Consider the following 26,646-nt stretch of genomic DNA (forward strand, 5'->3'; position numbering starts at 1 on the left):
TCTGCTGGGTGTCAGTAAGAGGCGTTCTCGGGCGGGTCGAAGGCCGCGTCGTGCGGCATGACCCAGAAGAACTGGCCGGCGGGATCGAAGTCGAAGATCAGGGCCTTGGTGCCGGCGGTGAGCCCGGCGCCCTCCGGTGACCCCGCCGCGGCGCCCGCGACGGGGACGTCCATCGCGGGCTGCCGCACCTGGACGATCGCCGACGACCCGTCGGGCGCGATGACCTCCGCCTGCCCGAAGTCCGGGCCGACCCGCCCGGTGCGGATGACGCAGGGCAGGCCCACGAAGTCGCGGAGCGAGCCCGCGACCGGGCTCTGGAAGACGCGGCGCAGCGGCAGGACGGCGACGCGCGTCCCGAACCACGCGACGGCCAGCGCCACCGGCAGCACGAGCGTCCGCGCGAGCGGGCTCTCGGACAGCGCCGAGCCGGACAGCGCGGCGAACCACGCGAGCGCGATCAGCAGCGACAGCGCGACCGTGGCCGGGACGCCGCCGAGCCCGAGGAAGGCCAGCCGCTCGGCGACGAACCCGTCCGCGGCGTCTTCGGTCCCGGCGCCGTCCAGGGCCCCGGTCTCGCCGCCGATGCCGGCCCCTGTGTCGGCATCGGCGCCGCCGAGGAAGTCGATTCCGAGGCCGCCGAGGAGGACGAGCACCCAGTAACCGGTGACGACGAAGAGAGAGAAGGTGAAAAGCGCGGCCGGGAAACCGAACGCCGCATCGATGAATTCGCCCATGTGATTGCACGCTTCCGCTTCGAGCCGTCATTGACCGCGCCGGGACGCCAGGAAACGCCGTCACCGGACGGGAAAGGTGGTGCGAAAAAGACCCCGGTCAAGGGGTGGAGCGGGTACGGCTCAGCTATCTGGGAACGCGTTCGCCCAGGCCGCGGCGGTCAGGCCGTGCGGCGTGGCGAAGACGGCGGGTCGCGGCGCAAGCGGCGCACGCAGCGCAAAACAAAAGTGCCGGGGAGTCATCAAACTCCTTCTGGTCGGAGACAGGACCTGCCTCGCCGACCAGACTTCCCGGCACACCGATCGTTACTTTAGCCTATTTCTCGCCGTAAGGGAAGTCTTTTCCTGGACGGCTCGCTGTTGCGAGACAGAATGGCGGGAGTCCGAACCCTGCCATTCGGCCGGCCCGTGCGGCGGAAAGCGGCTAGGTGGGGCTGCCCCCACCACGGGCCACGTGCCAGCCGTAATGATCTTCGATGGGCGAGCCGATGGGATCGAACCCATGACCCATCCACGTACCGCGATGGCCGCCGCCGCGATCGTCACCGCCGGTCTCGTCGGCTGGACGGGGAGCGCCTCGGCCGCGATCCCGCCGATCCGTCCGACCCCCTCCCTGTCCCTGTCCCCGCCCCAGTCGCCGGGGCTGGCGCGCTACCTCGGCCAGCACCTCGACTGGGGCGCGTGCCCGGCCGACGCCGCCGAACTGGTCAAGGCGGGGGCCCAGTGCGCGCGGGTGACGGCGCCGCTCGACTACGCGGCCCCCGGCGGCCGGTCCATCGACCTCGCGATCTCCCGGATCAAGGCCAGGGACGGCGCGCACCGGCGCGGCATCCTGCTCGCCAACCCGGGCGGGCCCGGCGGCCCCGGGCTGGACTACGCGGCGCACCTCAGATCCTCGATGAAGGACGCCGCCGACCGCTACGACCTGATCGGCTTCGACCCCCGGTTCGTCGGCCGCAGCACCCCGATCTACTGCGGCGTGTCCCCGAAGGCGCAGCCGACGCACTCCCGGCGCGAAGCGTTCGAGGCGTCGGTACGGAACGCGCGCGACACCGCACGCCGCTGCCACGAGCACGGCGACAACGCCGCGCTGCTGCCCCACGCGTCCAGCCGCAACGTCGCCCGCGACATGGATCTGATCCGCGCCGTCCTGGGCGAGCGCCGGTTGTCCTACTACGGCATCTCCTATGGCGCCGACCTGGGCGCGGTGTACGCCCAGATGTTCCCCCGGCACGCCGACCGCATCGTGATCGACAGCGTCACCGACCCGGCGCTGACGCAGTACGAGAACTTCCAGGCCGCCGGCCCGGCCCAGGAGCGGGGCCTGGACGAATGGGCCGCCTGGACGGCCCGCCGCTCCGCCGGCTACCGCCTCGGACGCACCCCGGCCCAGGTCAGAGGGACCGTAGAGAGGCTGTCCAGGCACGTGGACGGCGGCCCGCTCCGCATCGGCGGCTTCACGCTGGACGCGAGCGCGCTCGGCCTGATCCTGCGCCAGCTCGTCAGCACCGAGGAGTACGACGACGTGCTGGCGAGGGCCGTCCGCAACCTGGTCGACGCCGCCGGCGGCCGGACCGTCGAGCCGACCCCCGAGCTCCGCATGTGGCTGGAGGTGTTCAACACCCCGAGCCCCGAGCTCGACAACCAGTTCAACAGCGCCAACGCGATCCTGTGCGGCGACGGCGGCTGGCCCGCCGGGGGCTGGCCGTCCGACCCCGAGCGGTACTGGCGGAACATCGAGCGCGCCCGCCGCACCCAGCCGGTCTTCGCGACGACGGCCAACGCGATCTTCCCGTGCCCGTTCTGGAGAACCGGGCCGCGTGAACCAGGGGTCGAGATCCGCAACCGGGTCCCCTTGCTGCTCCTGCAGGCGAAGCGCGACAACAACGTCCCGTACGCGGGCGCCGTCGCCATGCACCGCAGGCTCAAGGGCTCGCGCCTGATCTCGGCGGACATCCGCTCCCACGGCGTCTACGGGCGCGGCGCCGACGGGCTGACCCCCGTCCCGTGCGCGGACGGCATCGTCAACGCCTACCTGCGCACCGGCGTCCTGCCCGCCGCGGACGTCGGCTGCGCCCACCCGGACGGGACGCGCTGAGCGGACATACGCCGCGGACCGTCGCACGATCGAGGAGGCCCGGAGGAATTTTCAGCCTTCGTTGATGTCGCCTTGGGCTTCGTCTCAGCCGGCGCGGGTACCTTCGCCGCCCATGAATCCGCAGATCAGCCGCCCCATCTTCGTCCTCGGGTGCCCCCGGTCGGGGACGACGCTGCTGCAGCAGATGCTGCACTCGCACCGTCGCATCGCGTTCCCGTCCGAGACGCGGTTCGTGTACACCTCGTACGAGGCGCGGCACCGGTTCGGCGATCTGGAGGACGAGGCGAACCGGCGGGCGCTGGCCGAGTGGATCACCCGCGGGGACACCAAGTTCCGGGTCCTGGAGCTGGACGCCGAGGAGGTGATCGAGGAGATCGTGCACGGGCCCCCGACGCTCGGGTCCGCGCTCGCGATCGTCTTCCGCGCCTACGCGCGGCGGCACGGCAAGCCGCGCTGGGGCGACAAGCGGCCGAGCTACTTCCGCCGGGTGCCGATGCTCCGGCGGATGTTCCCGGACGCGCAGTTCGTCCATCTCGTCCGCGACGGCCGGGACGCGGTCAGCTCGCTGATGCGGATGCCGTGGTTCGACGGCGACATCTACGCGGCGGCGCTGACCTGGCGGGAGGCGGTCGACATGGGGAAGCGGCTCGGCCCGCGCCTCGGGCCCGGCACCTTCTACGAGCTCCGGTACGAGGACCTCGTCGCCGATCCGGAGCACGAGCTGCAGAGGCTGTGCATCTTCCTGGACGAGGAGTACGACCCCGAGATGACCAAGGCGTACCGGCATGCCCGGCGCACGGTGCCGTCCGCGCGCCGATGGCACCTCCGCACGCACGAGGAGCCCAACAGCCGCAACGTCGGGGCGTGGCGGGACCGCCTGCACGGTCCGGAGGCGGACCTCGTCGAGCACGTCCTCGCGTCCCGCCTCTTGGACCACGGCTACGCGCTGACGGGAGCGGCGCGTCCCGGTGCGGCGGAGCTCGCGCGGTTCCACCGGCTCGCGGCGCACCGCTGGCGGTCGCGGCGCATGCACGCGGCGCTGGACCGGCTCGCGCAGTCCCGCGAGCCGAACCCGGTCGTCTCCCTGCTGCGGGGCCCGGTTCCGGTGCCCGACCGCTTGGACGGGAACTGACCCTGACAAGGGCCGACGCCGCCTGGAGCTGACCTCACCGCAAGGTGACCCTTACCTCTAGGCAAGGCGCTCCTTGCCGCATCGTGTTGTACGCGCCGTTCAGTTGTCCGAAATTCTCATGGAACGTGCCGTACCGCTCGCGCGCCGGCCGAGCCCGCGGTGGCCGGGCGCGGCGGGTCCGCTGGGGAACGGCGCAGGTCGCGTGCCGCCATGCGGCGCGCGAGAAGGAACGGATCCCTGGGACGCAGGGGGACGGCGGTTTTGGATCACGGCTTCGGTGGGTCCCTTAACGGAAGGGGTTACCTAGCGGTAACTTTGCGCCGATTTACCGTGTCAATGACATAATTTACGGAACGGAGACATGGTTGTGTCCGATCGTTCACATGTGGACCTGAGACACAACATCCATATCCCTGTATGTTGCGTGTTGCTCGTCTTGCGGTGCAATCACTAATGCCCGCGAAGATCCTTCTGACATAAGGAGGAGTGCGGTGACCAGATCGGAAACAATTTCCCACGGCGAGCTGCAATCGTGGCTTCTTGACAGGATCGCCTTCTACCTCGACAAGCCGGCGGAAAACATCGATCCGACGGTGGAACTGGCGCGCTATGGCGTCGACTCGGTCTACGCCATCAGCATCATCAGCGACATCGAGGACCACCTGCAGGTCGAGGTCGACGTGGCCGAGGCCCGCCGCCGCGAGACGGTGACCGCCCTCACCGACTACCTGCTCGAACTCGTCGCGTGATGGGCGCCCGCACGATGGGTTCCCGTGCCATGGACGGCGGTGCGCTGGACGGCGGCGTGTGATGGGCGGCGGCGTATCCGAGGCCGGCCGTCCCGAGGCCGGCATGCCCCAGGTCGGCGTGCCCGCGGCCGGTGTTCCGCAGGTCGGCGTGCCCGCGGCCGGGCCCGCCGAGCCCGGTGCGGTCGCGCCCGCCATGGTGGTGCTCGGCGACAGCGTGGCCGAGGGGCAGGACGATCCCGACCCCGCCGGCGGATGGCTCGGCTGGGCCGGGCGGCTGGCCCGCCACCTGGGCATTCCCCGCGAGGAGATGCTCAACGCCTCCGACCCGGGCGCGACGATCGAGGACGTCGTCCGCGACCAGCTGCCCGCCGTCCGGGCGCTGCGGCCGGGCCTGGTCGTGCTCGGCTGCGGCATGAACGACGCGCTGCGCGGGTTCGAGCGCCCGGCCGCCGCCGCCCGGCTGGACGAGCTGTTCGGCTGGGCCGCCGGCATCGGCGCGGTCACCCTCGCGATCCCGGTGCCGCGCCCGCCGCTGCTCGACCTGGCCCCGATGTCGCAGTTCCGCAAGAAACGCACCGTCCAGCGGATTCACGACTTCAACGAGGAGCTCGGCCGCGCCGCACTCGACTTCGGAAATTCTTTTCCCGCACGCGAATCGGTGGCGAAAGTCGCCGACCCCGCGATGTGGAGCGCGGATGGAATCCACCTCAACCCGAGAGGGCACGCTTATGTCGCGGAGGTGATCGCTGGTATCGCACGAAGCCTGCTCGCCGAGCGGGTGATCTAAGCCTCGGGGGCCAATTTTCCTAGTCTGGGATAGAGATGAAGAAACCATTCACCTTCTTGAACGGACGCTGGCGAACACGCGTCCCCCAGTCGATGATGCTCGTCCCGCTCGCGCCGGTTCTGGCCGTCCAGGCATGGCGGACGGTGCGCCGCACGCCCAGGCTCGACCCCGCGACGGGCGACGAGCACGGCTTCGTCCCCGGCGCGAACCCCGCGTCCGGTCCCGCGTTCCGGGTGGTGGTGATCGGCGAGTCCACGGCCGCCGGGGTGGGGGCGTCCCTGCACGCGGAGGCGCTGCCGGGCTTTCTCGCGGAGGCGCTGCAGGAGCGGCTGCGGCGGAGTGTGGCCTGGTCGGTCACCGGCGAGAACGGCGCCACGGCGCGACGGGTCGCGACCGGCCTCGTCCCCGCCGCGGAGGGCCCGCCGGTCCTTGATCTGGTCGTCGTCACCGTGGGGATCAACGACCTGATCCGGCGGCGGCCGCTGCGCCGCTGGACGGCCGACCTCGCCGACCTCATCGCCGTCCTGCGCGGCAGGTACGCGGACGCGACCCTGGTCGTCGCGGGGATGCCGCCCGTGCACCGGTTCCCGGCCATACCGCAGCCGCTGCGCCTCGTCCTCGGCGCGCGGGCACGGTCCATGGACCGGATCATGCGGGACGTGGCCGTGGCGGGCGGCGCCGTCCACGCCCCCATGGACGAGGCGATGGCCCGCGACCGCAAGCTGTTCGCCTCCGACGGCTTCCACCCGTCGCCCGCCGGCTACCGCGCCTGGGCCGCGGACCTCGCCCGCGCCGCCGCTCCCACCGCGGCTCCCGCCGCCCGCATGCTCATCACCCCGCCGTCCCCCAGCCCGCAGCCCCCCAGCCCGGCGTCCTCCAGCCCGCCACCTTCCAGCCCACCGCTCCCCGGCCCGCCGCCTTCCGATCATGTGCCCGGTTCCGTGGACAGCGCGTCCCCCGCCGACACCGTTCCGCCTCAGACGATGAACTGACCCGTCCGCTGGCGGGTGAAGGGAGCAGCTCAGGTGACGGCCCGCGGAACGTTCCGGAAGGCGGTGGAGGCCAAGGACCTCGCCGCGATCACCATGGCACTCGACCCTGGCATCGAGTTCCACAGTCCGGTGATGGTGAAGCCCTACCTCGGCCGCGAGCCGGTCACCGCGCTGCTCGGCGTCCTGCTGGAGGTCTTCGACGACTTCCGCTACACCGACGAGCTCACCGGCACCGCACCCGTCGCCGACCCCACGGGCGGCGGCTTCCCGATCGCCCCGGCCACGCCCGCCGCCCCGCCCCTGGCGCTGATCTTCACGGCACGGGTGGCGGGCAAGGCCGTCCAGGGGCTCGACCTGCTCAGGTTCGGCGACACCGGCCTCGTCACCGGCCTGACCGTCATGGTCCGCCCGCTGCCCGCGGCGATGACGCTCGCCCGGGTGGTCGGGCGGCGGATGGAGGCGGCGGAGGGATCGGGGGACCCGTCCGACCCTGCTCAGCGCTAGAGCCCGGCCCACCTCTAGAGAGTCGAAGGAACCGATGGACAGCAAGATCCCCGCAAACCCCGTTGTCCCCGTGACCCCCGTTCCCCCTGTTGACCCCGTTGGCCTGGCGAGTGCCGTCCCGGCGCCGCGATCCCCGCAGCCGCCGTCCCGTCCCGCGCCCCATCCCGGACGCGCCGAGCCGCCGCCCCCCGGCCCCGCGTCCCTTGAGCCCGAGCTGTCGCCCGCGCACCGCATCGCCGCCGACCTGGACCGGCGTCTCGGCGACCCGATGGACGAGGCGTCCGGCCCCTTCTCCTACAAGGCGATCGTGGAGGCGGAGGAGCGCGACGAGCTTCCGCCCGGCGCGGTCGACACCGTCCGCGACTGGGGCTTCCCGGGATACCTGGTGCCGAGCGGTCTCGGCGGGCGGCTGACGACGCTTGAGGAGCTGTTCTTCGTCACGCGCGGAATCTCGCGGCGCAGCGTGACCGTCGCGGTGATGTACGGGTCGGGCCTGCTGGCGGTGAACCCGGTGTGGCTGTGGGGGGACGACCGGCAGCGCAGGACGGTCGCCGACGGCGTCCTGAACGGCGACCTGGCCTGCTTCGGCGTCTCGGAGGCCGACCACGGCAGCGATGTGATGGCGTCGGAGTCGGAGGCCGAGCTCCAGGGCGACGACCTCGTCCTCACCGGTACGAAATGGCCGGTCGGCAACGCCACCCGCGGACGGTTCGTGACCACCTACGCCAGGACCGGCACCCGCGACTTCTCGCTCATCCTGGTCGACAAGAACGAACTCGACCCGGGCACCTGGTCGACGCTCCCGCCCGTGCGGACGGTCGGGCTCCGCGGCCACGACCTGAGCGGCGTCGCGTTCTCCGGGGCGCGCGTCGCGGCCGACCGGGTGATCGGGCGGCGCGGGTCCGGGCTCGTCCAGACGCTGAAGACGCTGCAGATCACCCGGACGGCGATCGCCGCGCTGTCGGTCGGGACGATGGACGCGGTGGTCCGCATCGGCATGGAGTACTCGCGGCGCCGCACCCTCTACGGCTCGGACATCTACCAGATCCCCGTCATCCGCGACCATCTGCTCAAGGCGCACCTGGATCTGCTGATCGCCGAGTGCGTCGCGATCCCGGTGGCGCGCTGCCTGACGGTCGCGCCCGGACGGCTGAGCCTGTGGTCCTCGATCGTGAAGTACTTCGTGCCCGTCCTGGGCGAGGAGGTCGTCGCCAGCATCGGGACGGTCCTGGCGGCGCGCGGCTACCTGCGCGAGGGCGTCGCGCACGGCGTGTTCCAGAAGCTGCAACGCGACCACGCGATCGCGAGCATCTTCGAGGGCACCACGCACGTGAACCTCGCCAACGTCGCGGGCCAGCTCCCGTTCCTGATCGACCCGCCGGAGGAGACCGGCCGCCCTGCTGGTTCCGACGCCGACGAGCTGCTCGCCGACCTGTTCTGCTGGACGCGCACGCCCCCCGCCTGGGCGCCGGACGGCCGCCTGCTCCAGCTCACCAACGAGGGCCGCGACGAGATCGGCCAGCGCTTCGACCTGCTGTCGGAGGAGCTGCTGACCGCGGCCAACGCCCACGCCGCGCCCGGCGTCGCCGCCGAGCTGAAGGATCTGATGTCGAGCATCGGCGGGATGCGCGCCAAGGTGGAGCAGGGCATCAGGGCGAGCGAGGGCGACACGTCGTCGGTGGCGGCGCTGGCGCGCGCCAAGCGGTACTGCGAGCTGCACGCGATGTTCTCCTGCGTCCTGACCTGGCTGCACAACCGGCACCGGTTCTGCGGGCCGTTCGCCGGCGGGCAGTGGCTCGTGCTGTGCCTGCAGCGCCTGCTCCAGCGCGCACAGCCCGACACGCTCCTGTCGGAGGAGTTCCTCCCGTCGCTGGAGGACGCGATGTTCCGCACCTTCGACGACGGCCGCTGGTTCTCCCTCCTCTCCCTGGCCGAGCTGGTGACCGTCGCTGAGCCGACCAGCCCAGGGGACGAGTGACCGGGATGCACGAGCATCAAGACTTCGTGTCGCTCGTCCGGGAGAACATCGACGCGCACGGCGACGACCGGTCGTTCACCTTCATCAGCGAGGAACGGCTCGGGAGGTACAAGGAGAACGTGCTCGGATTCGCCGAGCTCGACCGCCGGGCCCGCGCGCTGGCCTCCCGCTTACAGGCCCGCGGCCTCCAGGACAGGGCCGTCCTGCTGCTGTATCCCGAGGGGCTGGAGTTCCTGGCGGCGTTCCTGGGATGCCTGTACGCGCGCGTCATCGCCGTCCCCGCGCCCCTGCCCGACCTGGACGCCGGACGGTTCGGCCGCACCCGCCGGATCATCGAGGACGCCGACATCACGCTGATCCTCACCGACACCGCCCACCGCGCCACCATCGAAGCCTGGCTGGACGGCGCCGGTCTGGAACGCCGCGTCCAGGCCCTCGACACGCAGGCCGCCGACGAGACCGTCCCCGGCCCCGCTTCCTGGACGCCGCCCGGATTCGGCCCGGACACGCTCGCCTTCCTCCAGTACACCTCCGGCTCGACCAGCGACCCCAAGGGCGTGATGGTCACCCACGGCAACCTGCTGAGCAACGGCGAGGAGATCCAGCGCCGCATCGAGGGGACGGCCGACACGGTCGGGGTCGGCTGGGTGCCGCACTACCACGACATGGGCCTGGTCGGTCAGGTCCTGCAACCGCTGTACCTGGGCTGCCGGTACGTGTTCACCTCCCCGATCACGTTCATCAAACGTCCGGTGCTGTGGCTGGAGCTGATCACCCGGTACCGCGGCACGGTCACCGTCGCGCCGAACTTCGGCTACGAGCTGGCGCTGCGCCGCGTCACCGACCGCCAGCTGGAGGGCCTGGACCTGTCGTCGCTCCGCGTCGTCAAGAACGGCGCCGAACCCGTCCGGGCCGCGACGCTGGAGCGGATGAGCGAGCGGTTCGCGCCGGTCGGGTTCCGGCCCGGGATGTGGATGCCCTGCTACGGCATGGCCGAGACGACGCTGCTCGTCACCGCCGCGCCGCTCGGCACCGGTCCCGTCGTCCGCGACTTCGACGCCGACGCGCTCACCCTCGACAAGGCCGTCCCGGCGCCGGACGGGGACGCCGGGGCGCGGCGGCGGCTGGTGAGCTGCGGGCGTCCCGTCACGCTCGACGTCGGCATCGTCGACCCCGGCACCCGCGCGCGCCTGCCGGAGGAGCAGGTGGGGGAGATCTGGGTCCGCGGCGGAAGCGTCGCACGCGGGTACTGGGAGAACCCGGCCGCGAGCCGCGCGACCTTCGGCGCGCACACCTCCGACGGCGAAGGCCCCTACCTCAGGACGGGCGATCTCGGGTTCCTCGCCGCCGACGGCGAGCTGTTCGTCACCGGACGGATCAAGGACCTCATCATCGTCAACGGCCGCAACATCCACGCCCACGACGTCGAGGAGACCGCCGGCGCCGCCCACCCGGCGGCGCTCACCGGTGCCGCGTTCGTCCTTGACGGCGGGGGAGTGCAGGAGCACGTCGTGATCGTCCAGGAGATCAGCACCAGGGTCGCCGCCGGGACGCCGCTGGACGAGCTCGCCGCCCTCATCAAGGCCGAGGTCGCCCGCGCGTTCGAGCTGCCCGCGCTGAGCGTCGTCCTGGCCGGACGGGGCGCGGTGCGCCGCACGACCAGCGGAAAGACGCAGCGCCGCCAGACCCGGGACGCGTTCCTCCGCGGCCAGATCACCGGCCTCGCCGGGGACCTCGCCACCGACCTGCCGGTGACCTGGAACTTCTCAGCGGACCGGAAAAATCACCCTAACCAATCCTAGTCAAAAGCATGACTATTCATGTCGCTGCCTGATAACGTCGGGTCAACCCTGAGTCAAGGCGGGGAGAGAAGGCCGATGGCGCTACGTCACGCGGTGCTGGCCGCGCTGCTCGACGGCGAGTACAGCGGCTACCAGCTGGCCAAGATCTTTGATTTGTCCGTCTCCAACTTCTGGCACGCCGTACCGCAGCAGCTCTACTCGGAGCTGTCGAGGTTGGAGACGGAAGGCCTGATCAGCGGTCGGCAGATCATCCAGCACGACCGTCCGAACAAACGCGTGTACACCGTCACCCAGGCCGGCCTCGACGAGCTCGAGCGGTTCGCGGCCACCCCCGCCAAGCCCGGCATCATCCGCGAGAACCTGCTCGCGATGGTCCAGGCCGTCGACCACATCTCCGCGTCCTCCGTCATCGCGCAGCTCGAAGACCGGGCGGTGGCGTCCGCCGCCAAGATCGAGGTCTTCGAGCACACCATGAAGCACCTGCGCGGCGACCTGGACGAGGAGACGTTCCTGCGGACCGGCACCCCGGTCGGCCCGTACCTGACCTGCATGCGCGGACTGCGCTTCGAGCAGGAGAACTACGAGTGGTTCACCAGTACCGCCCGGTTGCTGCGCACCCGGGCGGGCGATGCCGAGGAAGGCGATCCGTCATGACCGCCCGCTCGGTCGAGACGGTACAGATCGAGAGAGTGCACGTCGTCAAGGTCGTGCCCGCCGTCGAGACCGAGCGTTCCGCGTGTCGTCCGCGGTCCCGCGTCCTCGACCCCCGTGCCGCCGCATGCCCGAACGGCGGCGGCACCCGCACCAACCCCCTAGCCCCTCCCAGCCTCGCGTCCCGGCCGGGCTGGATCCGGGCAACACGCCTTAGTCAAGGAGGCGTTCCGCATGTCGGGCGACAACCACACCATCGAACTCCCTAACACCCTGGCCACCGGCACGGCCGCACCGGACGGCGCGCCGCCGCCGTCCAACGGCACCGCCCTGCCCAACGGCATGGCCCCGAGCAACGGCGCGGCCCCGTCCAACGGCGGCGCCCCGACCAACGGCGCGGCGATCCTGCTGGGCGAGCTGACGCTGCCCGCCGAGCACGAATCGGTGCCGCAGGCCCGGCGCTTCAGCCGGTCCGTCACCACCGGCTCCGACATCGGCCACGTCGGCGACGACGCGGAGGTCCTGGTCTCCGAGCTCGTCACCAACGCCGTCCGGCACTCCGCCGACGTTCCCGGCACCGTGCTGTCGCTGCGGCTGCTGCGCGCCGGCGACCGGCTCCGCATCGAGGTCCACGACCAGAGCGCCGGCGTGCCGCGGACGCGGTTCGCCGACGGCGGCGGCGTCGACCTCATGGAGGAGACGGGACGGGGCTGGTTCCTCGTCGCGATCATGGCCGACCGGCACGGCACGGACTTCACCCCGTCCGGCAAGGCCGTCTGGTGCGAGGTCCCCGCCTGGCCGCGGGACGCGCGTCCAGGCCGCTGACCCCGCCTTTCCTCGCAACCCCGCGCAGCGATGGGAAGCACCATGTCGGTTGAAAAGCACATGCCGGTCGAGAAGCAACAGCCTCTGGACAGGCATCAGTCCGTCGACTACTACCGCTCGGACGGGAGACGAGTCACCTCGGAAGAGGCCCAGCGCCTTCTGCTGGACGTACGGGGACGCCTGCTGGCACAGGACGTCATCCGCGTCGGCGGTGTCGTGGTGGTCGTGTCGACCTGGTTCACCGTGATCGACCTCGGGTTCGCGGCGGACGGGCGACCGCTGCTGTGGCAGACGATCGTGTCCGATCTGTCGATGCACGCCGACGTCGGCCGGTACTCCACGCGCGAGAAGGCCGTGCACGGGCACGCCCGCGCCGTCGCGAAGATCACCAGCAGGCTCCGTGGCCTGGTCGCGCGCGCGGCCATGGACGAGGTGCGCCCCTAGCAAGCCCACACAGACCGAAAGAGCGGGCCACGGATCGCGGCCCGTCCCCCCGCATGAGGTTGTGATCTGATGGTTGGCGACGGCCGGCCGGCCGGCCCCTACACGGCCGCCTCGAACAACGAGCCCCCGCACGGCGAGTCTCCGTACGGCGAGTCTCCGTACAGCGAGCCGCCGCACGGCGAGGCCCCGCACCACGCGTCCCCGCATCACACGTCCGCGCACCACGCGCCCGCGCGCGAGCGGCGGCGGCGCAAGCGCCCGATCCGGCTGCGGATCACGGCGCTGCTGCTGGTTCCGCTGGTCTCGCTCATCGCGCTGTGGGCGTTCGCCGCGAACATCACGGTCGGCGACGCGTCCGACAAGTTCGACTTCTCGACGACCTACGAGAAGATGGGCCTGCCCGGCATCAACCTGGTCGGCCTGCTCCAGGCCGAACGATCCCTCAGCGTCGTCGCGCTCAGCACCCGCGACGCCAAGGACAGGCAGAAGCTCGGCGGGCTGCGCGCACGGGTCAGCGCCATGGAGGCGTCCTTCCGCAGGACCGCGACGTCCGCCGAGGCGCGCGAGGCGGCCGAACCCGAGACCGAGCGGCGCCTGGCCGTCGCGATCAAGGCGCTGGACACGCTGCCGACGCTGCGCGCCCAGGTCGACGCGGGAAGCGCCGAGCCGCTCGACGTCATCAACGCCTACAGCACCGTCCTCGACGAGGTCATCAAGGTCTTCAACGGGCTGGTGACGGTCAACGACGTCGCCATCCTCACGCAGGGCCGCGCGCTGATCAGCCTCGGCAACGCCCGCGCCTACATGCTCCGCCAGGACTCGCTCGTCACCGCCGCGATGGCGCGCAACGGGCGGCTCACGCCCGCCGAGCACACCGCGTTCATCCAGTGGGCGGCCGAGGGGCGGCGCGAGTTCGACTCCGGGCTCGCCGACCTGAACGCCGAGATCCGCGGGCCGCTGGAGCAGCTCGCCGCCTCCGACGGCTTCCAGCGCTACCGCGCCGCCGAGGCCGCGATCGTCGAGGCGCGCGACGACCGGCTGCCCCCCGAGGCCGCCGACTGGCAGGCGACCACCCAGCTGCTGTCGCAGGCCTGGGCGCAGAAGGTCACGCAGGCGAGCCTGGCGCTCAACGAGATGGCCAAGCCGATCGGGGACCGGATCATCCTCCGGCTCGTCCTCGCGGGCGGGTTCGGCCTGCTCGCCGTGGTCGTCTCGATCGTGCTGTCGCTGCTGGCGGCCCGCAGCCTGTCCCGCGAGCTGCGCGGGCTGCAGCGCGCCGCGCTGCACCTCGCCGAGGACCGGCTGCCCGGCGTGGTCGCCCGGCTGCGCCGCGGCGAGGAGGTCGACGTGGACGCCGAGGTCCCGCCGCTCGGCGGGCTCATGGAATGGGGCCGGACCAAGGAGGTCGCCCGCGTCGGCGACGCGTTCACGCGGGTGCAGCGCACCGCCATCGACACCGCCGTCCGCGAGTCCTACCTGCGGCAGGGCATCAGCCGCGTGTTCCTCAACGTCGCGTGGCGCAACCAGTCGCTGCTGCACCGCCAGCTCCGCATGCTGGACGAGATGGAGCGCGGCGCGTCCGACCCGAAGGCCCTCGAAGACCTGTTCCGGCTCGACCACCTCACCACCCGCATGCGCCGGCACGCGGAGGGCCTGGTCATCCTGTCCGGGACGTCCCCGGGCCGCGGCTGGAGCAGGCCCGTGCACGTCGAGGACGTGCTGCGCGCCGCCGTCTCCGAAGTCGAGGACTACACGCGCGTCGAGGTCGTCGTGGTGACCGGCCCGGCCGCGGTGATCGGCGAGGCCGTCGCCGACATCATCCACCTGCTCGCCGAGCTGATCGAGAACGCCACGGTGTTCTCGCCCGCGCCGACCGAGGTGCTGGTCCGCGGCGAGATGGGCGCCAACGGGTTCGCCGTCGACGTCATCGACCGCGGCATCGGCCTCGACCAGTCCGAACTCGACGCGCTGAACCTGCGGCTGTCGCGGCCGCCCGAGTTCGACCTCGCGGTCACCGACCGGCTCGGCCTGTTCGTCGTCGCCCGCCTCGCCGGCCGGCACGGCATCCGGGTCGCGCTGCAGCCGTCGCTGTACGGGGGCGTCAGCGCGGTCGTGCTGATCCCGCGCGAGCTCATCGTGGACGCCGACCAGCCCGAGGACGAGGCCGTCCCCGGCGACGTCCCCGTCGCCCGCTCGAACTCGGCGCAGCCGCATCCGCAGCCGCGGCAGGAGAACGGGACGCCCGTGCGGAACGGCTCGATGAGGGCCTGGCCAACGCCGGAGGCGCCCACGTCCACGACGATGCTCAACGCCCCGATCTACGACGACACCACTTCACCCGATGCGCCGGCGTCCATCACGGATCAGCCGGAGTACGACGCGACGGCGGGGTTGCATGCGCCGACGTCCACCGAGGACCGGCCATCGTACGACCGGTACGAGACCCCGCCGCCGTACGAGACCCCGCCGTCGCCGCCGTACGAAACACCCCCGTACGAACCAGCACCGCACGAGACCCCGCCCTACGGGACGCCCCTCTACGACGCGACGCGCCCGTTCCAGGCGGCGGGCCCGCACGTGCCGCCCTACGGCCACGAGTCGCCGCCGTCCTTCGGCGAGGCGCAGGCCCAGGCGCAGGCGGGCAACGGCGGACGGACCCCGCTGCCGCGCCGGGTGCGCGGCGGCAACCTGGCGCCGCAGCTCCGCGACACCGCCCCGCAGGCGGAGGTCTACGCCGCCGGGCCGCCATCGCCGGAAGCGCCGCCCGAGGACGCGGTCGCCGCGTGGGAGGCGCGCTCGGCGGAGGCGTCCCGCGACCTGTTCGCCTCGCTCCAGGCCGGCTGGCTGCGCGGCAGGGACGACGACGAGGAACCCATGGACGACGGCACGGAAGGACGATCATGAGCAGGCAGGGCGTCGCGACCGAGCTGAACTTCCTCCTCGACGATCTGGTCGGCCGGGTCCCGCAGGTCCGCAAGGTCGTCGTGCTGTCGCGGGACGGCCTGGTCATGGGCATGTCCCGGGGCGTCGGGCGCGAGGACGCCGAGTACCTGGCGGCGCTCGCGGCCGGGTTCCAGAGCCTCGCGACCGGGGCGCGGGCGCAGCTCGACTCCGGCGAGATCCGGCAGACCCTGGTCGAGATGGACGACGGCCTGTTCTTCGTCGTGCCGGCCGGGGCCAACAGCTGCCTGGCGCTGCTCAGCGAGGTCGGCGCGAACGCGGGCCTGGTCGCCTACGAGATGACGATGCTGGTCAAGCGCGTCGGGCGGCAGCTGTCCACGGGCGTCCGGCAGAACGGCCCGGCGCCTTCGCCGGGCCCGCCGCCGGGCCCGGGACCGGGAACCAGGTGACGTGCGATGGACCCCGGCGACGCGCCCGGCGCCCCCGATCACGGGGCCCCGGGCAGGGAACGGTGGCTGGACGCCGCCGCCGGACCCATCGTCCGTCCCTACGCGGTGACCCGCGGCCGCACCCGGCCGAACGGCGAGCCGCTGGACATTGTGGCGATCCTCGTCGCCACCGGCAGGCGGCCCGCCGACCCCGGCCGGCTGTCGCGCCACCAGCGGCGGCTGCTGGCGCTGTGCCGCCGCCCGCACGCGCTCGCCGACCTGGCCTCGGACCTCGACCTGCCGCTCGGCGTGATCCGCGTCCTGGTCGGCGACCTGCTCGACTCGGGGCTCGTGGACGTCCAGCGGTGGTCCGGGCCGTCCGCCGACCCGCTCACCGGCCTGCCCGGGGCGGGCCTGCCGCACGCGGGCGCTCCCTACGCGGGCGCACCACCCGCAGGCGCCACGCACGCGAGCTCGCCGTACGCGAACCCACCGCACGCGAGCTCGCCACACACCGATCCGAACCTGCTCAGGAGGGTGCTCGATGAACTCCGCGCGCTCTGACCCCCCGCCGGACACCCTGGACGCGCCGGACTCCTCCGACGCCCTCGCCGAGCACGACGAGCGGCTGGACGGCCCGCGCGTCGCGCTGAAGATCCTCGTCGCCGGCGGGTTCGGCGTCGGGAAGACCACAATGGTCGGCGCGGTCAGCGAGATCCGGCCGCTGCGCACCGAGGAGGCGCTGACCGACGTCGGTGTCGGCGTGGACGACCTCGACGGCGTCGCCGCCAAGACCACCACGACCGTGGCGATGGACTTCGGCCGCATCACCCTGCGCGACGGCGTCGCCATCTACCTGTTCGGGACGCCGGGCCAGGACCGGTTCTGGTTCATGTGGAACGAGCTGTCGCGCGGCGCGCTCGGCGCGGTCGTGCTGGCGGACACGCGGCGGCTGATGGCGAGCTTCGCGTCCATCGACTACTTCGAGCAGAAGGGCACCCCGTTCGTCGTCGCCGTCAACTGCTTCGACGACGCCGACCGCTACGACCCGCCCGAGATCCGGATGGCGCTGGACATCGACCCGCACGTGCCCGTCATGCTCTGCGACGCGCGCCATACGCTGTCGGCGAAGCAGGTCCTGGTGTCGCTGGTCGAGCACGCGCTGCGCCTGGCGGGCGGCACCAGCCGCCGCCTGTGACGCGGGCCGGCGGCCGCCTCTGACGCGCGTTCCCGGCCGGCGCTACTCGGCGTCGGCCGCCGCTGCCGCCTCCTCGGGCCGGGGCGGGCGCATGATGATCTCGTCCACCCCTACGTCATGGCCGTCCGCGCATCTGACCTGCGCCGTCACGGCCTCGCCGCAGCCGGCGTGCGTCAGCATGACCTGGCGCCCCTCCTCGCCGGGCAGGTAGGTCTCGCCCCATTCCATGAGGCCGACGAGGGTCGGCGCGAGGTCCTGGCCCATCTTCGTCAGGTGGTACTCGTAGCGCGTCCGCTGGCCGGGCTCCTGGTAGGGCTCCCGGCTGAGCAGGCCCGCCTTGACGAGGTGACGCAGGCGCGCCGTGACGGCCGACTCGGTCATCTCCAGATTGCGGACGAAGTCACCGAACCGGTTGGTCCCGAAGTAGGCCTCGCTGAGCACGAGCACCGCCGATGGCGGGCCGAGCGCGGCCAGCGTCCTCGCGACCGGGCAGTTCTGCATCGACCAGCTGTCACGGTCGGCGAAGTGCCCCTCAAGTGCGATTGTCACCCGTCCACTATAAACCTGCTGACTTCGCTTGACCAAAGTCAGGCCGCTCGCTAGCCTCCCTGACTATGGTGCAACAAAGTCAGGTGCGCCCCCGGCCAGTGCTCGCGGTACTCTCCGTCGCCTCGTTCATGGCGGGCCTCGACCTGTTCATCGTCAACGTCGCGTTCAACGACATCGGACGCGACTTCCCCGGCCACTCGATGGCCGACCTGTCCTGGGTGCTCAACGGGTACGCGATCGTGTTCGCCGCGCTGCTCGTCCCGCTCGGCCGGCTCGCCGACCGCTACGGCCGCAAGCCCGGCCTCATCGCCGGGCTCATCGTCTTCACGCTCGCCTCCCAGGCGTGCGCGCTCGCGCCGTCCCTGTGGTGGCTGGTCGGGTTCCGCGTCCTCCAGGCCGCCGGCGCCGCCGCGCTCATCCCCACCAGCCTCGGGCTCCTGCTCTCGGCGTACCCGGCCGCCCGCCGCGCCGGCGCGGTGCGGATCTGGTCCGCGTCCGCCGCGCTCGCCGCCGCGGCGGGCCCCGCGGTCGGCGGCGTCCTGGTGGACGTCTCCTGGCGCTGGGTCTTCGAGGTCAACATCCCGATCGGGATCGCGGTGACGCTGCTCGCGCTGCGGTTCGTCCCAGACTCCCGCGACGGCGCCGCCGCCCGCGTCCCCGACCTGCCCGGCACGGCGGTGCTCACCCTCTCCGTCGCGCTCCTCGCGCTCGGCCTCGTGAAGATCAACGACTGGCCGGGCGAGCAGACCACGATCGCCATCGCCGCCGCGCTGCTCGGCCTCGCCTGGTTCTGGCTCCGCTCCCTGCGCCACCCCGCGCCCGTGATCGAACCGTCGCTCCTCGCCGTCCGGACCTTCTCCTGGTCGAACGCGACGATCCTGCTCTTCACCGTCGCGTTCGCCGCGAACCTCCTGCTCGGCGTCCTGTGGATGCAGCAGGTCTGGCACTACTCGCCCATCAAGACCGGGCTCGCCGTCGCGCCCGGCCCGCTGATGGTCCCGATCATGGCCATCATCGCAGGCAGGCTCGCCGCCGCGCGGGTCCCCGTCGGTCTGATCACCGCCGCCGGGTGCATGCTCTGCGCCTTCGGCGTGGTCCTGATCGCGATGAGCCTCGGCCCGGCACCGGCCTACACCACCGAGCTGCTGCCGGGCTGGCTCATCGGCGGGACGGGCGTCGGCCTCGCCCTCCCCACGATCCTGGCCTCCGCCGCCGTCGACCTGCCGCCGCACCGCTACGCCACCGGCAGCGCCGTCGTGAACATGAGCCGCCAGCTCGGCAGCGTCCTCGGCGTCAGCCTCGCCGTCGCCGTCCTCGGCACCCCGCTCGGCTACGCCGACGCGCACAACGGATACGTGAACGCCTGGCTCACGGTCGCCGGGTTCATGGCGGTCGCCGCGATCGCCGCTCTTGGCATGACCCCGCGCCGTTCCAGGCCGTCCCCGTCCACCGTCCCCGAGACAGAAACGGAAGTGGTCGCCGGCACCTCCTAGCCCCCCACACCACGCCCATCACAACCCCATAGCCCGGGGCCTCGGACGAAGCCTTGACCCGGACCGCACGGCCCGGTTCGCCCGACCGCCCCGCACCACAACAGGCACCTCATCCGGAGGAGGTGCCTGTTGTGCCGGCGTCGTTCGGGCCGTCCTACGAGCGGACGAAGCCCTCGGCCTGCGTCGTCTCGTCGGCCACGCGGACGCCGTACCGGTAGGCGAGCTTCCCGCCGAGATAGCCGGACACGGCCAGCGCCGCGAGCGCGACGGCGGACAGCGCGATCTGCGCGGGCGCGACCGAGCCCGTGCCGTCGCCCATGCGCCAGAAGAAGCCGCCCGCGAAGCTGAGCGTGACGGCGAGGTTCAGGGACATGTGGACGAGCGCCGTGCGGAAGGCGCGCGTGCCGGGCGGGACGGCGAGCAGGTCCAGGAACCCGGTCACCGCGGCGGCCAGCGCACCGACGATGCCGAGGCCGATGAGCCACAGCGCGCCCCGGGACGCGAACTCCGGATCGTCGACCAGGTGCGAGGCGATGTCGAACACGAGCGCCGCGATCCAGGCCCCGATCGGCACCGTCACGAGGATCGGATGCAGCGGGTGGCCGTAGCTCCCGGCGAGTGGGGTCACCGGCCGCTTGGCCGGCTGGTGCGCCTGATCATTCATGTGGACCTCCTATTTCACCAACAAGTATTGGTGTTATAGCAGGAGCCGTCAACGATGAGGAGGCATAGGGGCGGCCTTCGATTATTTAACCTGCTCACCTTGGTGTTTCGATGGTGGCGGGCTAGGGTGATCCCGTGACCTCAGACTCGGCCGGGCTGGAGGCCGCCGCGATCCTCGGCGACGACCTGCGGCGCGGCATGTACGCGTTCATCCGGGCGGCCAGGCGCCCCGTGACCAGGGACGAGGCGGCCGCCAGCGTCGGGATCTCCCGGAAGCTCGCCGCGTTCCACCTGGACAAGCTCGTGGACGCGGGGCTCCTGCACGCCCGCTACGCCAACCCGCCCGGCGTGCGGCGGGTCGGGCGGGCGCCCAAGGTGTACGAGCCGTCCGGCGTCGACGTGCAGGTGAACATCCCGCAGCGCGAGCACGCCCTGCTCGCGAGCATCCTGCTGGACGCCGTCCGCGAGCAGGGCACGGACGAGAACGGCCGGGACGCGGCGCTACGGGTGGCGGCGGAACGCGGCCGTGCGCTCGGCGCCGCGGAGAGCCGTCCCGTCCGGGGCGGACGGCTCGGCACCGAACGCGCGCTCACCTCCGCCGCCGAGATCCTCGAACGCCACGGTTTCGAGCCCGACCGCGAGAGCCCCACGCGGCTGCGGCTGCGCAACTGCCCGTTCCATCCCCTGGCCGCGGACGACCCCGACCTGGTCTGCGGAGTCAACCACGCCTTCCTCTCCGGCATGGTCGAGACCCTGACCACCGGCACCACGGAAGCCCGCACCCCACCCGACGACGATTCCGACGGGCCCGGCGCGGCGCCCATCGAGGCGAAGCTCGCGCCGCACACCGGCTACTGCTGCGTGGAGTTCGGCCCCCCGCCCGGCTCCGGCCCCGGCAAACCGTCCCGCTGAACCGGGCGCTCCGGCGCAGGTAGCCGGGGCCCGCCGCGAATCTGGTCGAAATGGGCGCTCCCCGACGGGTTCGGGCCCTTTATGGTTACGTCGTGAGGAATTCCGGGAAATGGTCTGCCGTCCGGATTCTGGCCGCGGGGGTCCTCGCGGGCGGGCTGCTGACGGCGTGCGGGCAGAGCGGTGACGCGTCGCTCCTCGACAAGGAGATGCTGGTGGTCGGGGTGCGGCCGGACCTGCCCGGGCTCGGCCTGCGGCGGCCGGACGGCCGGTTCGAGGGCTTCGACATCGACGTGGCCCAGTACGTGGCGGACCGGCTCGGCAAGCAGGTCCGGTTCGTCCCGGCGCTGGCGTCCGAGCGGATCACGATCCTGACCTCGGGCCGCGCCGACATGGTCCTCGCGACGCTGTCGGTCACCCCGGAGCGCAAGACGGAGATCGCGTACGCGGGCCCGTACTACATGTCCAACCAGGACGTCCTGGTGCGCGCCGACGAGCGCGGCGTCAAAGGCGTGCGGGATCTGAAGGGACGGAAGTTCTGCGCGGTCGAGGGAGCCGATCCGACGAAGCGGCTCCTGGCCATCAACGGGATGACCGCGCAGATCGTCCCGGCCAAGGACTACGACGCCTGCATGGCCATGATCAAGGACCGGCGGGTGGACGCCATCACCACCAACGACGTGATCCTTGCCGGGCTCATCCGGCGGGAGGGCGGCGGGTTCCGGCTGGTGAACGCGCGGATCAGCGAGCAGAACACCGGCATCGGGCTGCAGAAGGGCGACCCGGACGGATGCGAGGCGCTCAACCGCGCCATCACCCGCATGTACCAGGACGGGACGGCCGCCAAGCTGATGCACAAATGGTTCGACGGCACCGGCATGGACCTGTCGATCATCGAGATCCCCCAGTTCGAGGGCTGCGTCTGATCCGGGCGCGCACGGCCGTCATGCCTGGATCGTCGCGAGGACGCGATTCAACTCGGCGGCGACGTCGGGGGACAGCCCGCGATCTCGCCGCCGGGCGACGATCTCATCCTGCAGCAGCGCGATCCGCCGGTTCACCGCACGCCGCCGCACCTCGCCGCCGCGGCCGGAGGCCAGGGCGTTCTCCAGGTTCGTGATCTGGTCGTTGAGGTCGATGGCGACATCGGAGCGGATCTCGCCGGAGGTGTAGCCGCGGCTGACGATCGGGCGCAGCCGTCCGAGCGCGTCGCTCGCCTCGGCGCGCGGCGGAGGCGCGAGGGCGGGCGTGCGCGGCGCCGACACGAGGATCGCGACGGCGGCGGTGACGGGGATGGCGACCGCGAGCGCGACCGCCCCCAGCCGGGCGCCCGCCGCACGGTGACGCGACGAAGGCGGCGGCAGAACCTTGGTCCGACGATCATGGAACGGCAGCGTCGCGTGCGCAGGGCCGCCGTTCGCCCGGGCCCGCCGAGGCGCGAACACCGCGTTCGCCGGGCCGCCGTCGCCCCGGCGGAGGAGCCCGGCGATCTCCGTCGCGGACGGCCCGCCCACGGCCGTCGCACCGAGGCAGCGCGCGACGATCGCGGCCGGTTCCCCGGACGCCCCGGCGGGCAGGCAGGCGGAGAGGATGGCGCCGAGCGCACGCACGTCGGCCGCCTGATCGGGAACGCGCCGACCGCGCACATTGCGGTCGCTGCGGTCGCTGCGCACGATGCCGCCGATCCCGATATCGACGACCTTGACGTCGCCGCGGACGAGAAAGACCTTCCCCGGTTCGAGATTCCCGTGCGTCACCCCGGCCTTGTGCGCGGCGTCCAGCGCGGCGGCGATCTGCGCGCAGACGCCGAGCGCCTCTGACGCGCTGAGCGGGCCATGCCGCAGCCGCCCGGCGAGCGTCTCACCGTCCAGGAACTCGGTCACGACGAAGGGCACGGGACGTCCGGACGCATCGCGGGTCTGGTCGCTGTCGTAGACCGTTTCCAGCGCGGGATGCGAGAGCCCGGCGGCCCGGTTGACGCCCTCCCGGAACGCGCGGCGCAGATCGCCGCGCGCGGAGGTCAGCAGCTTCACCGCGACGGGACGTCCGAGCAGCTCGTCCCAGGCCCGCCAGACCTCCAGCGTTCCGCGAGCGCGGGAAGGCCTGTCCACGAGGCGGTAACGCTCCGCCAGCCGCAAGCCCGGTTTCACTCGAACCAACCCTCGTCGCACTTCCGGGCCGGGCGAGGTCCCGGCATACCAGCTGGTACGGCCCGTCCGCCGGACGGGTTCGACCGGCCGGCGCGGTCAGACGGCCGCCGGGGCGGACTCCGAGCGCCACGCGGTCAGCAGCTCACGGAGGCGCTCCTCGTACCGGACGATGTTCGCCGTCTTGACGTCCTCGTAGCCGCGGATCATGTCGGGCAACTCTGCGATCTGCACGGCGAGGTCGAGATTCGCCTGCCCTTCGCCACCGTCCAGACCGGCGACCAGCTCGTTCACGACGGCCACGTAACCGGTGACGAGGCGGCGCTCGGCACGCCGCTGCGCCGTCATGCCGAACGGGTCGAAGGGGGTGCCGCGCAGCCGCCGCATCGCGCGCAGGGCGTGGAACGCGGGCCGGGCCGTCCGGCCGAGCGCGATCTTCCTGTCCACCCCGATGGCGCGGAGCAGCGGCGGGTGCAGCATGTACCGGACGGACGCCCCCGCCCCGAACTGCGACTCCACCCGGCGGGCCAGCTCGGGATCGAGGTGCAGGCGGGCCACCTCGTACTCGTCCTTGTAGGCCATCAGCTTGTACAGGTTGCGGGCGACGGCCACCGCGAGCCGGGACCCCTCGGCACCGGCGGCCGAGCGCTCGGCGGCCGAGGCGACGCGCATGACCGCGTCCAGGTACCGCTTGGCGAGCGCGAGGTTCTGGTACGCGGCGAGGTCGGGGACGCGGGCCCGCAGCACGCGGGCCAGCTCGCCACCCGCGCCGGACGCGTCCACCAGGCTCGTCGCGGCGGCAGCGGTGCCGTCCAGCGGCCGCGGCGCCGGCGCCGCAGACGGCTCGGGGGACACCGCCGACGCCCAGCCCGGTTCAAGGACGAGACGGCGCCCGGCACGGAACGCCTGGACGTTCGCCTCCACCTGGACGCCGTTCAGCGCCAGCGCCTGCTCGATCGCGTCCGCCGACAGCGGCAGCAGCCCCGCCTGGTACGCGGCGCCGACCACGACGAAGTTGGCCGTGGTCGTGCTCCCGAACCAGCGCTCCGCGAGACCGAGCGCGTCGAGCGCGACGAGGCGGTCCGCGTCCGTCCGGTCGGCGATCCGCCGCACGAGCGACGCGCTCGGCGGCAGCGACGCCGCCGTGTCCGTGATCATCCGCCCGGTGGGGACCTCGCTGGTCGACACGATCGCCGCGGTGCGGCCGGGCGCGCAGCGGCGCAGGTTCGGCTCGGACGTCCCCGCCAGCGAGTCGAACACGAGATAGGCGTCGGCGCCGCCCGCGCCGACCATGGCCGGACGGTCCCGATGCGAGCCGCCGATCCGCAGATGCGACACGACGGCGCCCGCCTTCTGGCTGAGGCCGGTCTGGTCGAGCGCGCGAGCGTGCCGCCCGTCGAGCAGCGCCGCCATGGCCAGGACCTGGTTGACGGTCACGACCCCGGTCCCGCCGATCCCGACGAGCAGGACGTCAGCCGAGTCGGGCCGGACGTCGGGCTCGGCCAGCGCACCGATCTCCGGCAGCGCCGCACCCGCCTTCCCCTTGCGCTCGCCCGGAGTCACGGTGACGAACGAGGGGCAGTCGCCGTCCACGCACGAGTAGTCCTTGTTGCAGGACGTCTGGTTGATCTGCGTCTTGCGTCCGAACTCCGTCTCGACCGGCTCCACGCTCAGGCAGTTCGACTTCACGCCGCAGTCGCCGCAGCCCTCGCACACCGCCTCGTTGATCAGCACGCGGGTCTGCGGATCCGGGACGAGCCCGCGCTTCCGCTTCCTCCGCGTCTCCGCCGCGCACGCCTGGTCGTACAGCAGCACGGTCACGCCCGGCACCTCGCGCAGCTCCCGCTGGACCGCGTCGAGCTCATCGCGGTGCCGGACCCGGACCCCGGCCGCCCAGTCCGTGCCGCGCGGGTAGCGGGACGGGTCGTCCGCCACCACCACGATCTTCGCGACGCCCTCGGCGTGCAGCATCCGGGTGATCGCCGCCGGGTCGGAGCCGCCGTCGGCGTCCTGCCCGCCCGTCATCGCCACGGCCGCGTTGTAAAGGATCTTGAAGGTGATGTTCGTGCCCGCCGCGACGGCCTGCCGGATCGCGAGGCTGCCCGAGTGGAAGAACGTCCCGTCCCCGAGGTTCTGGAACATGTGCCCGGTGTCGCTGAACGGCGCGGCCCCGACCCACATCACGCCCTCGCCGCCCATCTGCGTCGTGCCGATGCTGCGGTCGGCGAACACGGTCATCACATGGCAGCCGATGCCGCTCGCCGCGATCGACCCGTCCGGGACGACCGTGGACCGGTTGTGCGGGCACCCCGAGCAGAAGAACGGCGTGCGCGCGGACCCGAGCAGGTTCACCGCCGGCTTGCGCGGACGCAGCACGGCATCCCGCAGGTCGACGTGCTCCTCGCCGACCCGGTCGGCGAGGAACCGGGCCAGCGCCTTGGTGAGCCGGTCGGCGTCGAGCCCGCCGTCCACCGGAACGAGCCCGGCACCGTCCGGCCCGTACTTCCCGTACACGGCCGGACGCTCCGAAGCCCCGTACAGGACGTCCCTGAACTGCGTCTCGACGAACGCCCGCTTCTCCTCGACCACCACGATCTCGCGGAGCCCGCGCGCGAACTCCCGAACCCGCCCGGCGTCGAGCGGATAGACCATCGCAAGCCGCAGAAGCCGGACACCCCGCCGGGCCAGCGCCGCATCATCCAACCCAAGCCGATCGAGCGCCTCACGCAACTCCAGATACGTGCGCCCGGCGGCGACCAACCCGAGGGTCGCCTCGCCGCCCGCGCCCTCAACCCGATCCAGGCCGTTCGCCGCGACATATGCCGCCGCGGCCCGCAGCCGCCCTTCCAGAACCTCGCCTTCCAGCGAGGTCGTGTCCTTCAGATCGACGCCCGGCCGACGCGTCGGTTTCCACGGCCGCCCACGCCAGCTGAACTCGGGGAACACGGGATCGGGCACCGGCTCCACGTCCACGATCTCGTGCGAGTCGGCGACGTCGGTCACGACCTTGAAGCCCGTCCAGGCGCCGCTGAACCGGGACATCTCGAAGCCGTGCCGTCCCAGCCGCAGCACGTCCCCGACCGACGCGGGCACGAGCACCGGCATGAACGCCTCCGCGAGCGCCCCCTCCGTGGCGGACGGCAGCGTGGACGACTTGCAGGACGGATCGTCCCCCACCACCGCGAGTACCCCGCCCCGCTCGGACGTGCCGAGCCAGTTCGCGTGCTTGAACGCGTCCAGCGACCGGTCGACGCCCGGCGCCTTCCCGTACCAGAGCCCGAACACACCCTCATACCTCGGCCCCGGCAGATGCTCGACAAGCTGCGACCCGTAGACGGCCGTCGCCGCCAGCTCCTCGTTCACACCCGGCACGAACCGGATGTCGTGGCTCTCCAGCAGCCGCGCGTCCCGCGCCAGCTGCTGGTCGAACCCGCCCAGCGGCGACCCCCGGTACCCGGACACGAACCCGGCGGTCGTCCAGCCGCGCCGCACATCCGCACGCCGCTGCTCCAGCAGCAGCCGGACGAGCGCGTGGACGCCGCCGATCGCGATCCGCCCCCGCTCCAGTTCGAGCCGGTCACGGATCGGAGAGGCGGTGGTGCTCATGACTGCATTGAGCCCGCCCCGCTGAGCGGAGTGCAAGATGGGACCGCGACAATTGACCA

At 72.3% G+C, this 26,646-nt stretch carries 23 protein-coding genes; 18 read left to right on the forward strand and 5 right to left on the reverse strand.

What is annotated here, in order from left to right; all coding sequences use genetic code 11:
- Positions 1-11 precede the first annotated feature (11 nt).
- Complete coding sequence (locus tag ACH34S_RS29705; RefSeq protein WP_395956129.1) at positions 12-734, reverse strand: hypothetical protein; 723 nt, start codon at positions 732-734, stop codon at positions 12-14.
- Between the two features lie 499 nt (positions 735-1,233).
- On the opposite strand from ACH34S_RS29705, the gene ACH34S_RS29710 reads away from it, so the two are divergent.
- The 15 genes from ACH34S_RS29710 to ACH34S_RS29780 all read left to right on the forward strand — a co-directional run bounded on the left by ACH34S_RS29710 (position 1,234) and on the right by ACH34S_RS29780 (position 17,220).
- Positions 1,234-2,829 carry an alpha/beta hydrolase gene (locus ACH34S_RS29710; protein ID WP_395956130.1) on the forward strand — a complete coding sequence of 532 codons (1,596 nt, stop codon included), beginning with the start codon at positions 1,234-1,236 and terminating at the stop codon, positions 2,827-2,829.
- A gap of 112 nt (positions 2,830-2,941) precedes the next feature.
- The gene (locus ACH34S_RS29715; RefSeq protein WP_395956131.1) at positions 2,942-3,961 is read left to right on the forward strand and encodes a sulfotransferase family protein; all 1,020 of its coding nucleotides are present in this window, start codon (positions 2,942-2,944) and stop codon (positions 3,959-3,961) included.
- Between the two features lie 491 nt (positions 3,962-4,452).
- The gene (locus tag ACH34S_RS29720) at positions 4,453-4,710 is read left to right on the forward strand and encodes an acyl carrier protein (RefSeq protein ID WP_395956132.1); all 258 of its coding nucleotides are present in this window, start codon (positions 4,453-4,455) and stop codon (positions 4,708-4,710) included.
- Positions 4,711-4,771: 61 nt separating this feature from the next.
- Positions 4,772-5,497 (forward strand): SGNH/GDSL hydrolase family protein, encoded by a 726-nt coding sequence (locus tag ACH34S_RS29725; RefSeq protein WP_395956133.1) that lies wholly within the window; start codon positions 4,772-4,774, stop codon positions 5,495-5,497.
- A 35-nt stretch (positions 5,498-5,532) separates the two neighbouring features.
- Complete coding sequence (locus ACH34S_RS29730) at positions 5,533-6,489, forward strand: SGNH/GDSL hydrolase family protein (protein WP_395956134.1); 957 nt, start codon at positions 5,533-5,535, stop codon at positions 6,487-6,489.
- A 33-nt stretch (positions 6,490-6,522) separates the two neighbouring features.
- Positions 6,523-6,993 carry a nuclear transport factor 2 family protein gene (locus ACH34S_RS29735; protein WP_395956135.1) on the forward strand — a complete coding sequence of 157 codons (471 nt, stop codon included), beginning with the start codon at positions 6,523-6,525 and terminating at the stop codon, positions 6,991-6,993.
- Positions 6,994-7,063: 70 nt separating this feature from the next.
- The gene (locus tag ACH34S_RS29740) at positions 7,064-8,971 is read left to right on the forward strand and encodes an acyl-CoA dehydrogenase family protein (RefSeq protein WP_395956136.1); all 1,908 of its coding nucleotides are present in this window, start codon (positions 7,064-7,066) and stop codon (positions 8,969-8,971) included.
- Positions 8,972-8,976: 5 nt separating this feature from the next.
- On the forward strand, positions 8,977-10,773 hold the full coding sequence (locus ACH34S_RS29745; RefSeq protein ID WP_395956137.1) for a fatty acyl-AMP ligase: 1,797 nt from the start codon (positions 8,977-8,979) through the stop codon (positions 10,771-10,773).
- Positions 10,774-10,848: 75 nt separating this feature from the next.
- Positions 10,849-11,427 carry a PadR family transcriptional regulator gene (locus tag ACH34S_RS29750; protein ID WP_395956138.1) on the forward strand — a complete coding sequence of 193 codons (579 nt, stop codon included), beginning with the start codon at positions 10,849-10,851 and terminating at the stop codon, positions 11,425-11,427.
- A gap of 231 nt (positions 11,428-11,658) precedes the next feature.
- Entirely contained in the window at positions 11,659-12,249 is a 591-nt protein-coding gene (locus tag ACH34S_RS29755) for an ATP-binding protein (RefSeq protein WP_395956139.1), read from the forward strand.
- 42 nt (positions 12,250-12,291) lie between these two features.
- The gene (locus ACH34S_RS29760) at positions 12,292-12,693 is read left to right on the forward strand and encodes a hypothetical protein (RefSeq protein WP_395956140.1); all 402 of its coding nucleotides are present in this window, start codon (positions 12,292-12,294) and stop codon (positions 12,691-12,693) included.
- A 69-nt stretch (positions 12,694-12,762) separates the two neighbouring features.
- A complete protein-coding gene (locus tag ACH34S_RS29765; RefSeq protein WP_395956141.1) occupies positions 12,763-15,597 on the forward strand; it encodes a nitrate- and nitrite sensing domain-containing protein in 2,835 nt (944 codons plus the stop codon).
- Positions 15,594-16,043 carry a roadblock/LC7 domain-containing protein gene (locus ACH34S_RS29770; protein WP_395956142.1) on the forward strand — a complete coding sequence of 150 codons (450 nt, stop codon included), beginning with the start codon at positions 15,594-15,596 and terminating at the stop codon, positions 16,041-16,043. The genes ACH34S_RS29765 and ACH34S_RS29770 overlap by 4 nt, the downstream gene beginning before the upstream one ends.
- Positions 16,044-16,049: 6 nt before the next feature.
- The gene (locus ACH34S_RS29775; protein WP_395956143.1) at positions 16,050-16,586 is read left to right on the forward strand and encodes a DUF742 domain-containing protein; all 537 of its coding nucleotides are present in this window, start codon (positions 16,050-16,052) and stop codon (positions 16,584-16,586) included.
- Positions 16,567-17,220 carry a GTP-binding protein gene (locus tag ACH34S_RS29780; RefSeq protein ID WP_395956144.1) on the forward strand — a complete coding sequence of 218 codons (654 nt, stop codon included), beginning with the start codon at positions 16,567-16,569 and terminating at the stop codon, positions 17,218-17,220. The genes ACH34S_RS29775 and ACH34S_RS29780 overlap by 20 nt, the downstream gene beginning before the upstream one ends.
- A gap of 42 nt (positions 17,221-17,262) precedes the next feature.
- On the opposite strand, the gene ACH34S_RS29785 is transcribed toward ACH34S_RS29780, so the two are convergent.
- The gene (locus ACH34S_RS29785) at positions 17,263-17,769 is read right to left on the reverse strand and encodes a winged helix-turn-helix transcriptional regulator (protein WP_395956145.1); all 507 of its coding nucleotides are present in this window, start codon (positions 17,767-17,769) and stop codon (positions 17,263-17,265) included.
- 98 nt (positions 17,770-17,867) lie between these two features.
- Here ACH34S_RS29785 and ACH34S_RS29790 point away from each other — a divergent pair, with 98 nt between their 5' ends.
- The gene (locus ACH34S_RS29790) at positions 17,868-19,262 is read left to right on the forward strand and encodes an MFS transporter (protein ID WP_395956146.1); all 1,395 of its coding nucleotides are present in this window, start codon (positions 17,868-17,870) and stop codon (positions 19,260-19,262) included.
- A gap of 154 nt (positions 19,263-19,416) precedes the next feature.
- On the opposite strand, the gene ACH34S_RS29795 is transcribed toward ACH34S_RS29790, so the two are convergent.
- A complete protein-coding gene (locus tag ACH34S_RS29795; protein WP_395956147.1) occupies positions 19,417-19,926 on the reverse strand; it encodes a DUF2231 domain-containing protein in 510 nt (169 codons plus the stop codon).
- Between the two features lie 134 nt (positions 19,927-20,060).
- Here ACH34S_RS29795 and ACH34S_RS29800 point away from each other — a divergent pair, with 134 nt between their 5' ends.
- Both ACH34S_RS29800 and ACH34S_RS29805 read left to right on the forward strand, forming a co-directional pair.
- Positions 20,061-20,837, forward strand: a complete 777-nt coding sequence (locus ACH34S_RS29800) for a helix-turn-helix transcriptional regulator (RefSeq protein WP_395956148.1) — start codon at positions 20,061-20,063, stop codon at positions 20,835-20,837.
- A gap of 92 nt (positions 20,838-20,929) precedes the next feature.
- A complete protein-coding gene (locus ACH34S_RS29805; RefSeq protein WP_395956149.1) occupies positions 20,930-21,760 on the forward strand; it encodes a transporter substrate-binding domain-containing protein in 831 nt (276 codons plus the stop codon).
- Positions 21,761-21,778: 18 nt separating this feature from the next.
- Here ACH34S_RS29805 and ACH34S_RS29810 read toward each other — a convergent pair whose 3' ends face one another.
- The gene (locus ACH34S_RS29810) at positions 21,779-22,945 is read right to left on the reverse strand and encodes a protein kinase (RefSeq protein ID WP_395956150.1); all 1,167 of its coding nucleotides are present in this window, start codon (positions 22,943-22,945) and stop codon (positions 21,779-21,781) included.
- Positions 22,946-23,080: 135 nt separating this feature from the next.
- Positions 23,081-26,587, reverse strand: coding sequence for an indolepyruvate ferredoxin oxidoreductase family protein (locus ACH34S_RS29815; protein ID WP_395956151.1), 3,507 nt, complete (start codon positions 26,585-26,587; stop codon positions 23,081-23,083).
- Positions 26,588-26,646 lie beyond the last annotated feature (59 nt).

Source organism: Actinomadura sp. 3N508 (genome assembly GCF_044326375.1).
Taxonomy (GTDB): Bacteria; Actinomycetota; Actinomycetes; order Streptosporangiales; family Streptosporangiaceae; genus Spirillospora.

Excerpts from the sequence above, each read along its gene's own strand:
- ACH34S_RS29705 (WP_395956129.1), bottom strand. The coding sequence starts at position 734 with ATGGGCGAATTCATCGATGCGGCGTTCGGTTTCCCGGCCGCGCTTTTC.
- ACH34S_RS29710 (WP_395956130.1), top strand. The coding sequence starts at position 1,234 with ATGACCCATCCACGTACCGCGATGGCCGCCGCCGCGATCGTCACCGCC.
- ACH34S_RS29715 (WP_395956131.1), top strand. The coding sequence starts at position 2,942 with ATGAATCCGCAGATCAGCCGCCCCATCTTCGTCCTCGGGTGCCCCCGG.
- ACH34S_RS29725 (WP_395956133.1), top strand. The coding sequence starts at position 4,772 with ATGGGCGGCGGCGTATCCGAGGCCGGCCGTCCCGAGGCCGGCATGCCC.
- ACH34S_RS29730 (WP_395956134.1), top strand. The coding sequence starts at position 5,533 with ATGAAGAAACCATTCACCTTCTTGAACGGACGCTGGCGAACACGCGTC.
- ACH34S_RS29745 (WP_395956137.1), top strand. The coding sequence starts at position 8,977 with ATGCACGAGCATCAAGACTTCGTGTCGCTCGTCCGGGAGAACATCGAC.
- ACH34S_RS29750 (WP_395956138.1), top strand. The coding sequence starts at position 10,849 with ATGGCGCTACGTCACGCGGTGCTGGCCGCGCTGCTCGACGGCGAGTAC.
- ACH34S_RS29755 (WP_395956139.1), top strand. The coding sequence starts at position 11,659 with ATGTCGGGCGACAACCACACCATCGAACTCCCTAACACCCTGGCCACC.
- ACH34S_RS29760 (WP_395956140.1), top strand. The coding sequence starts at position 12,292 with ATGTCGGTTGAAAAGCACATGCCGGTCGAGAAGCAACAGCCTCTGGAC.
- ACH34S_RS29765 (WP_395956141.1), top strand. The coding sequence starts at position 12,763 with ATGGTTGGCGACGGCCGGCCGGCCGGCCCCTACACGGCCGCCTCGAAC.
- ACH34S_RS29770 (WP_395956142.1), top strand. The coding sequence starts at position 15,594 with ATGAGCAGGCAGGGCGTCGCGACCGAGCTGAACTTCCTCCTCGACGAT.
- ACH34S_RS29775 (WP_395956143.1), top strand. The coding sequence starts at position 16,050 with ATGGACCCCGGCGACGCGCCCGGCGCCCCCGATCACGGGGCCCCGGGC.
- ACH34S_RS29780 (WP_395956144.1), top strand. The coding sequence starts at position 16,567 with ATGAACTCCGCGCGCTCTGACCCCCCGCCGGACACCCTGGACGCGCCG.
- ACH34S_RS29795 (WP_395956147.1), bottom strand. The coding sequence starts at position 19,926 with ATGAATGATCAGGCGCACCAGCCGGCCAAGCGGCCGGTGACCCCACTC.
- ACH34S_RS29815 (WP_395956151.1), bottom strand. The coding sequence starts at position 26,587 with ATGAGCACCACCGCCTCTCCGATCCGTGACCGGCTCGAACTGGAGCGG.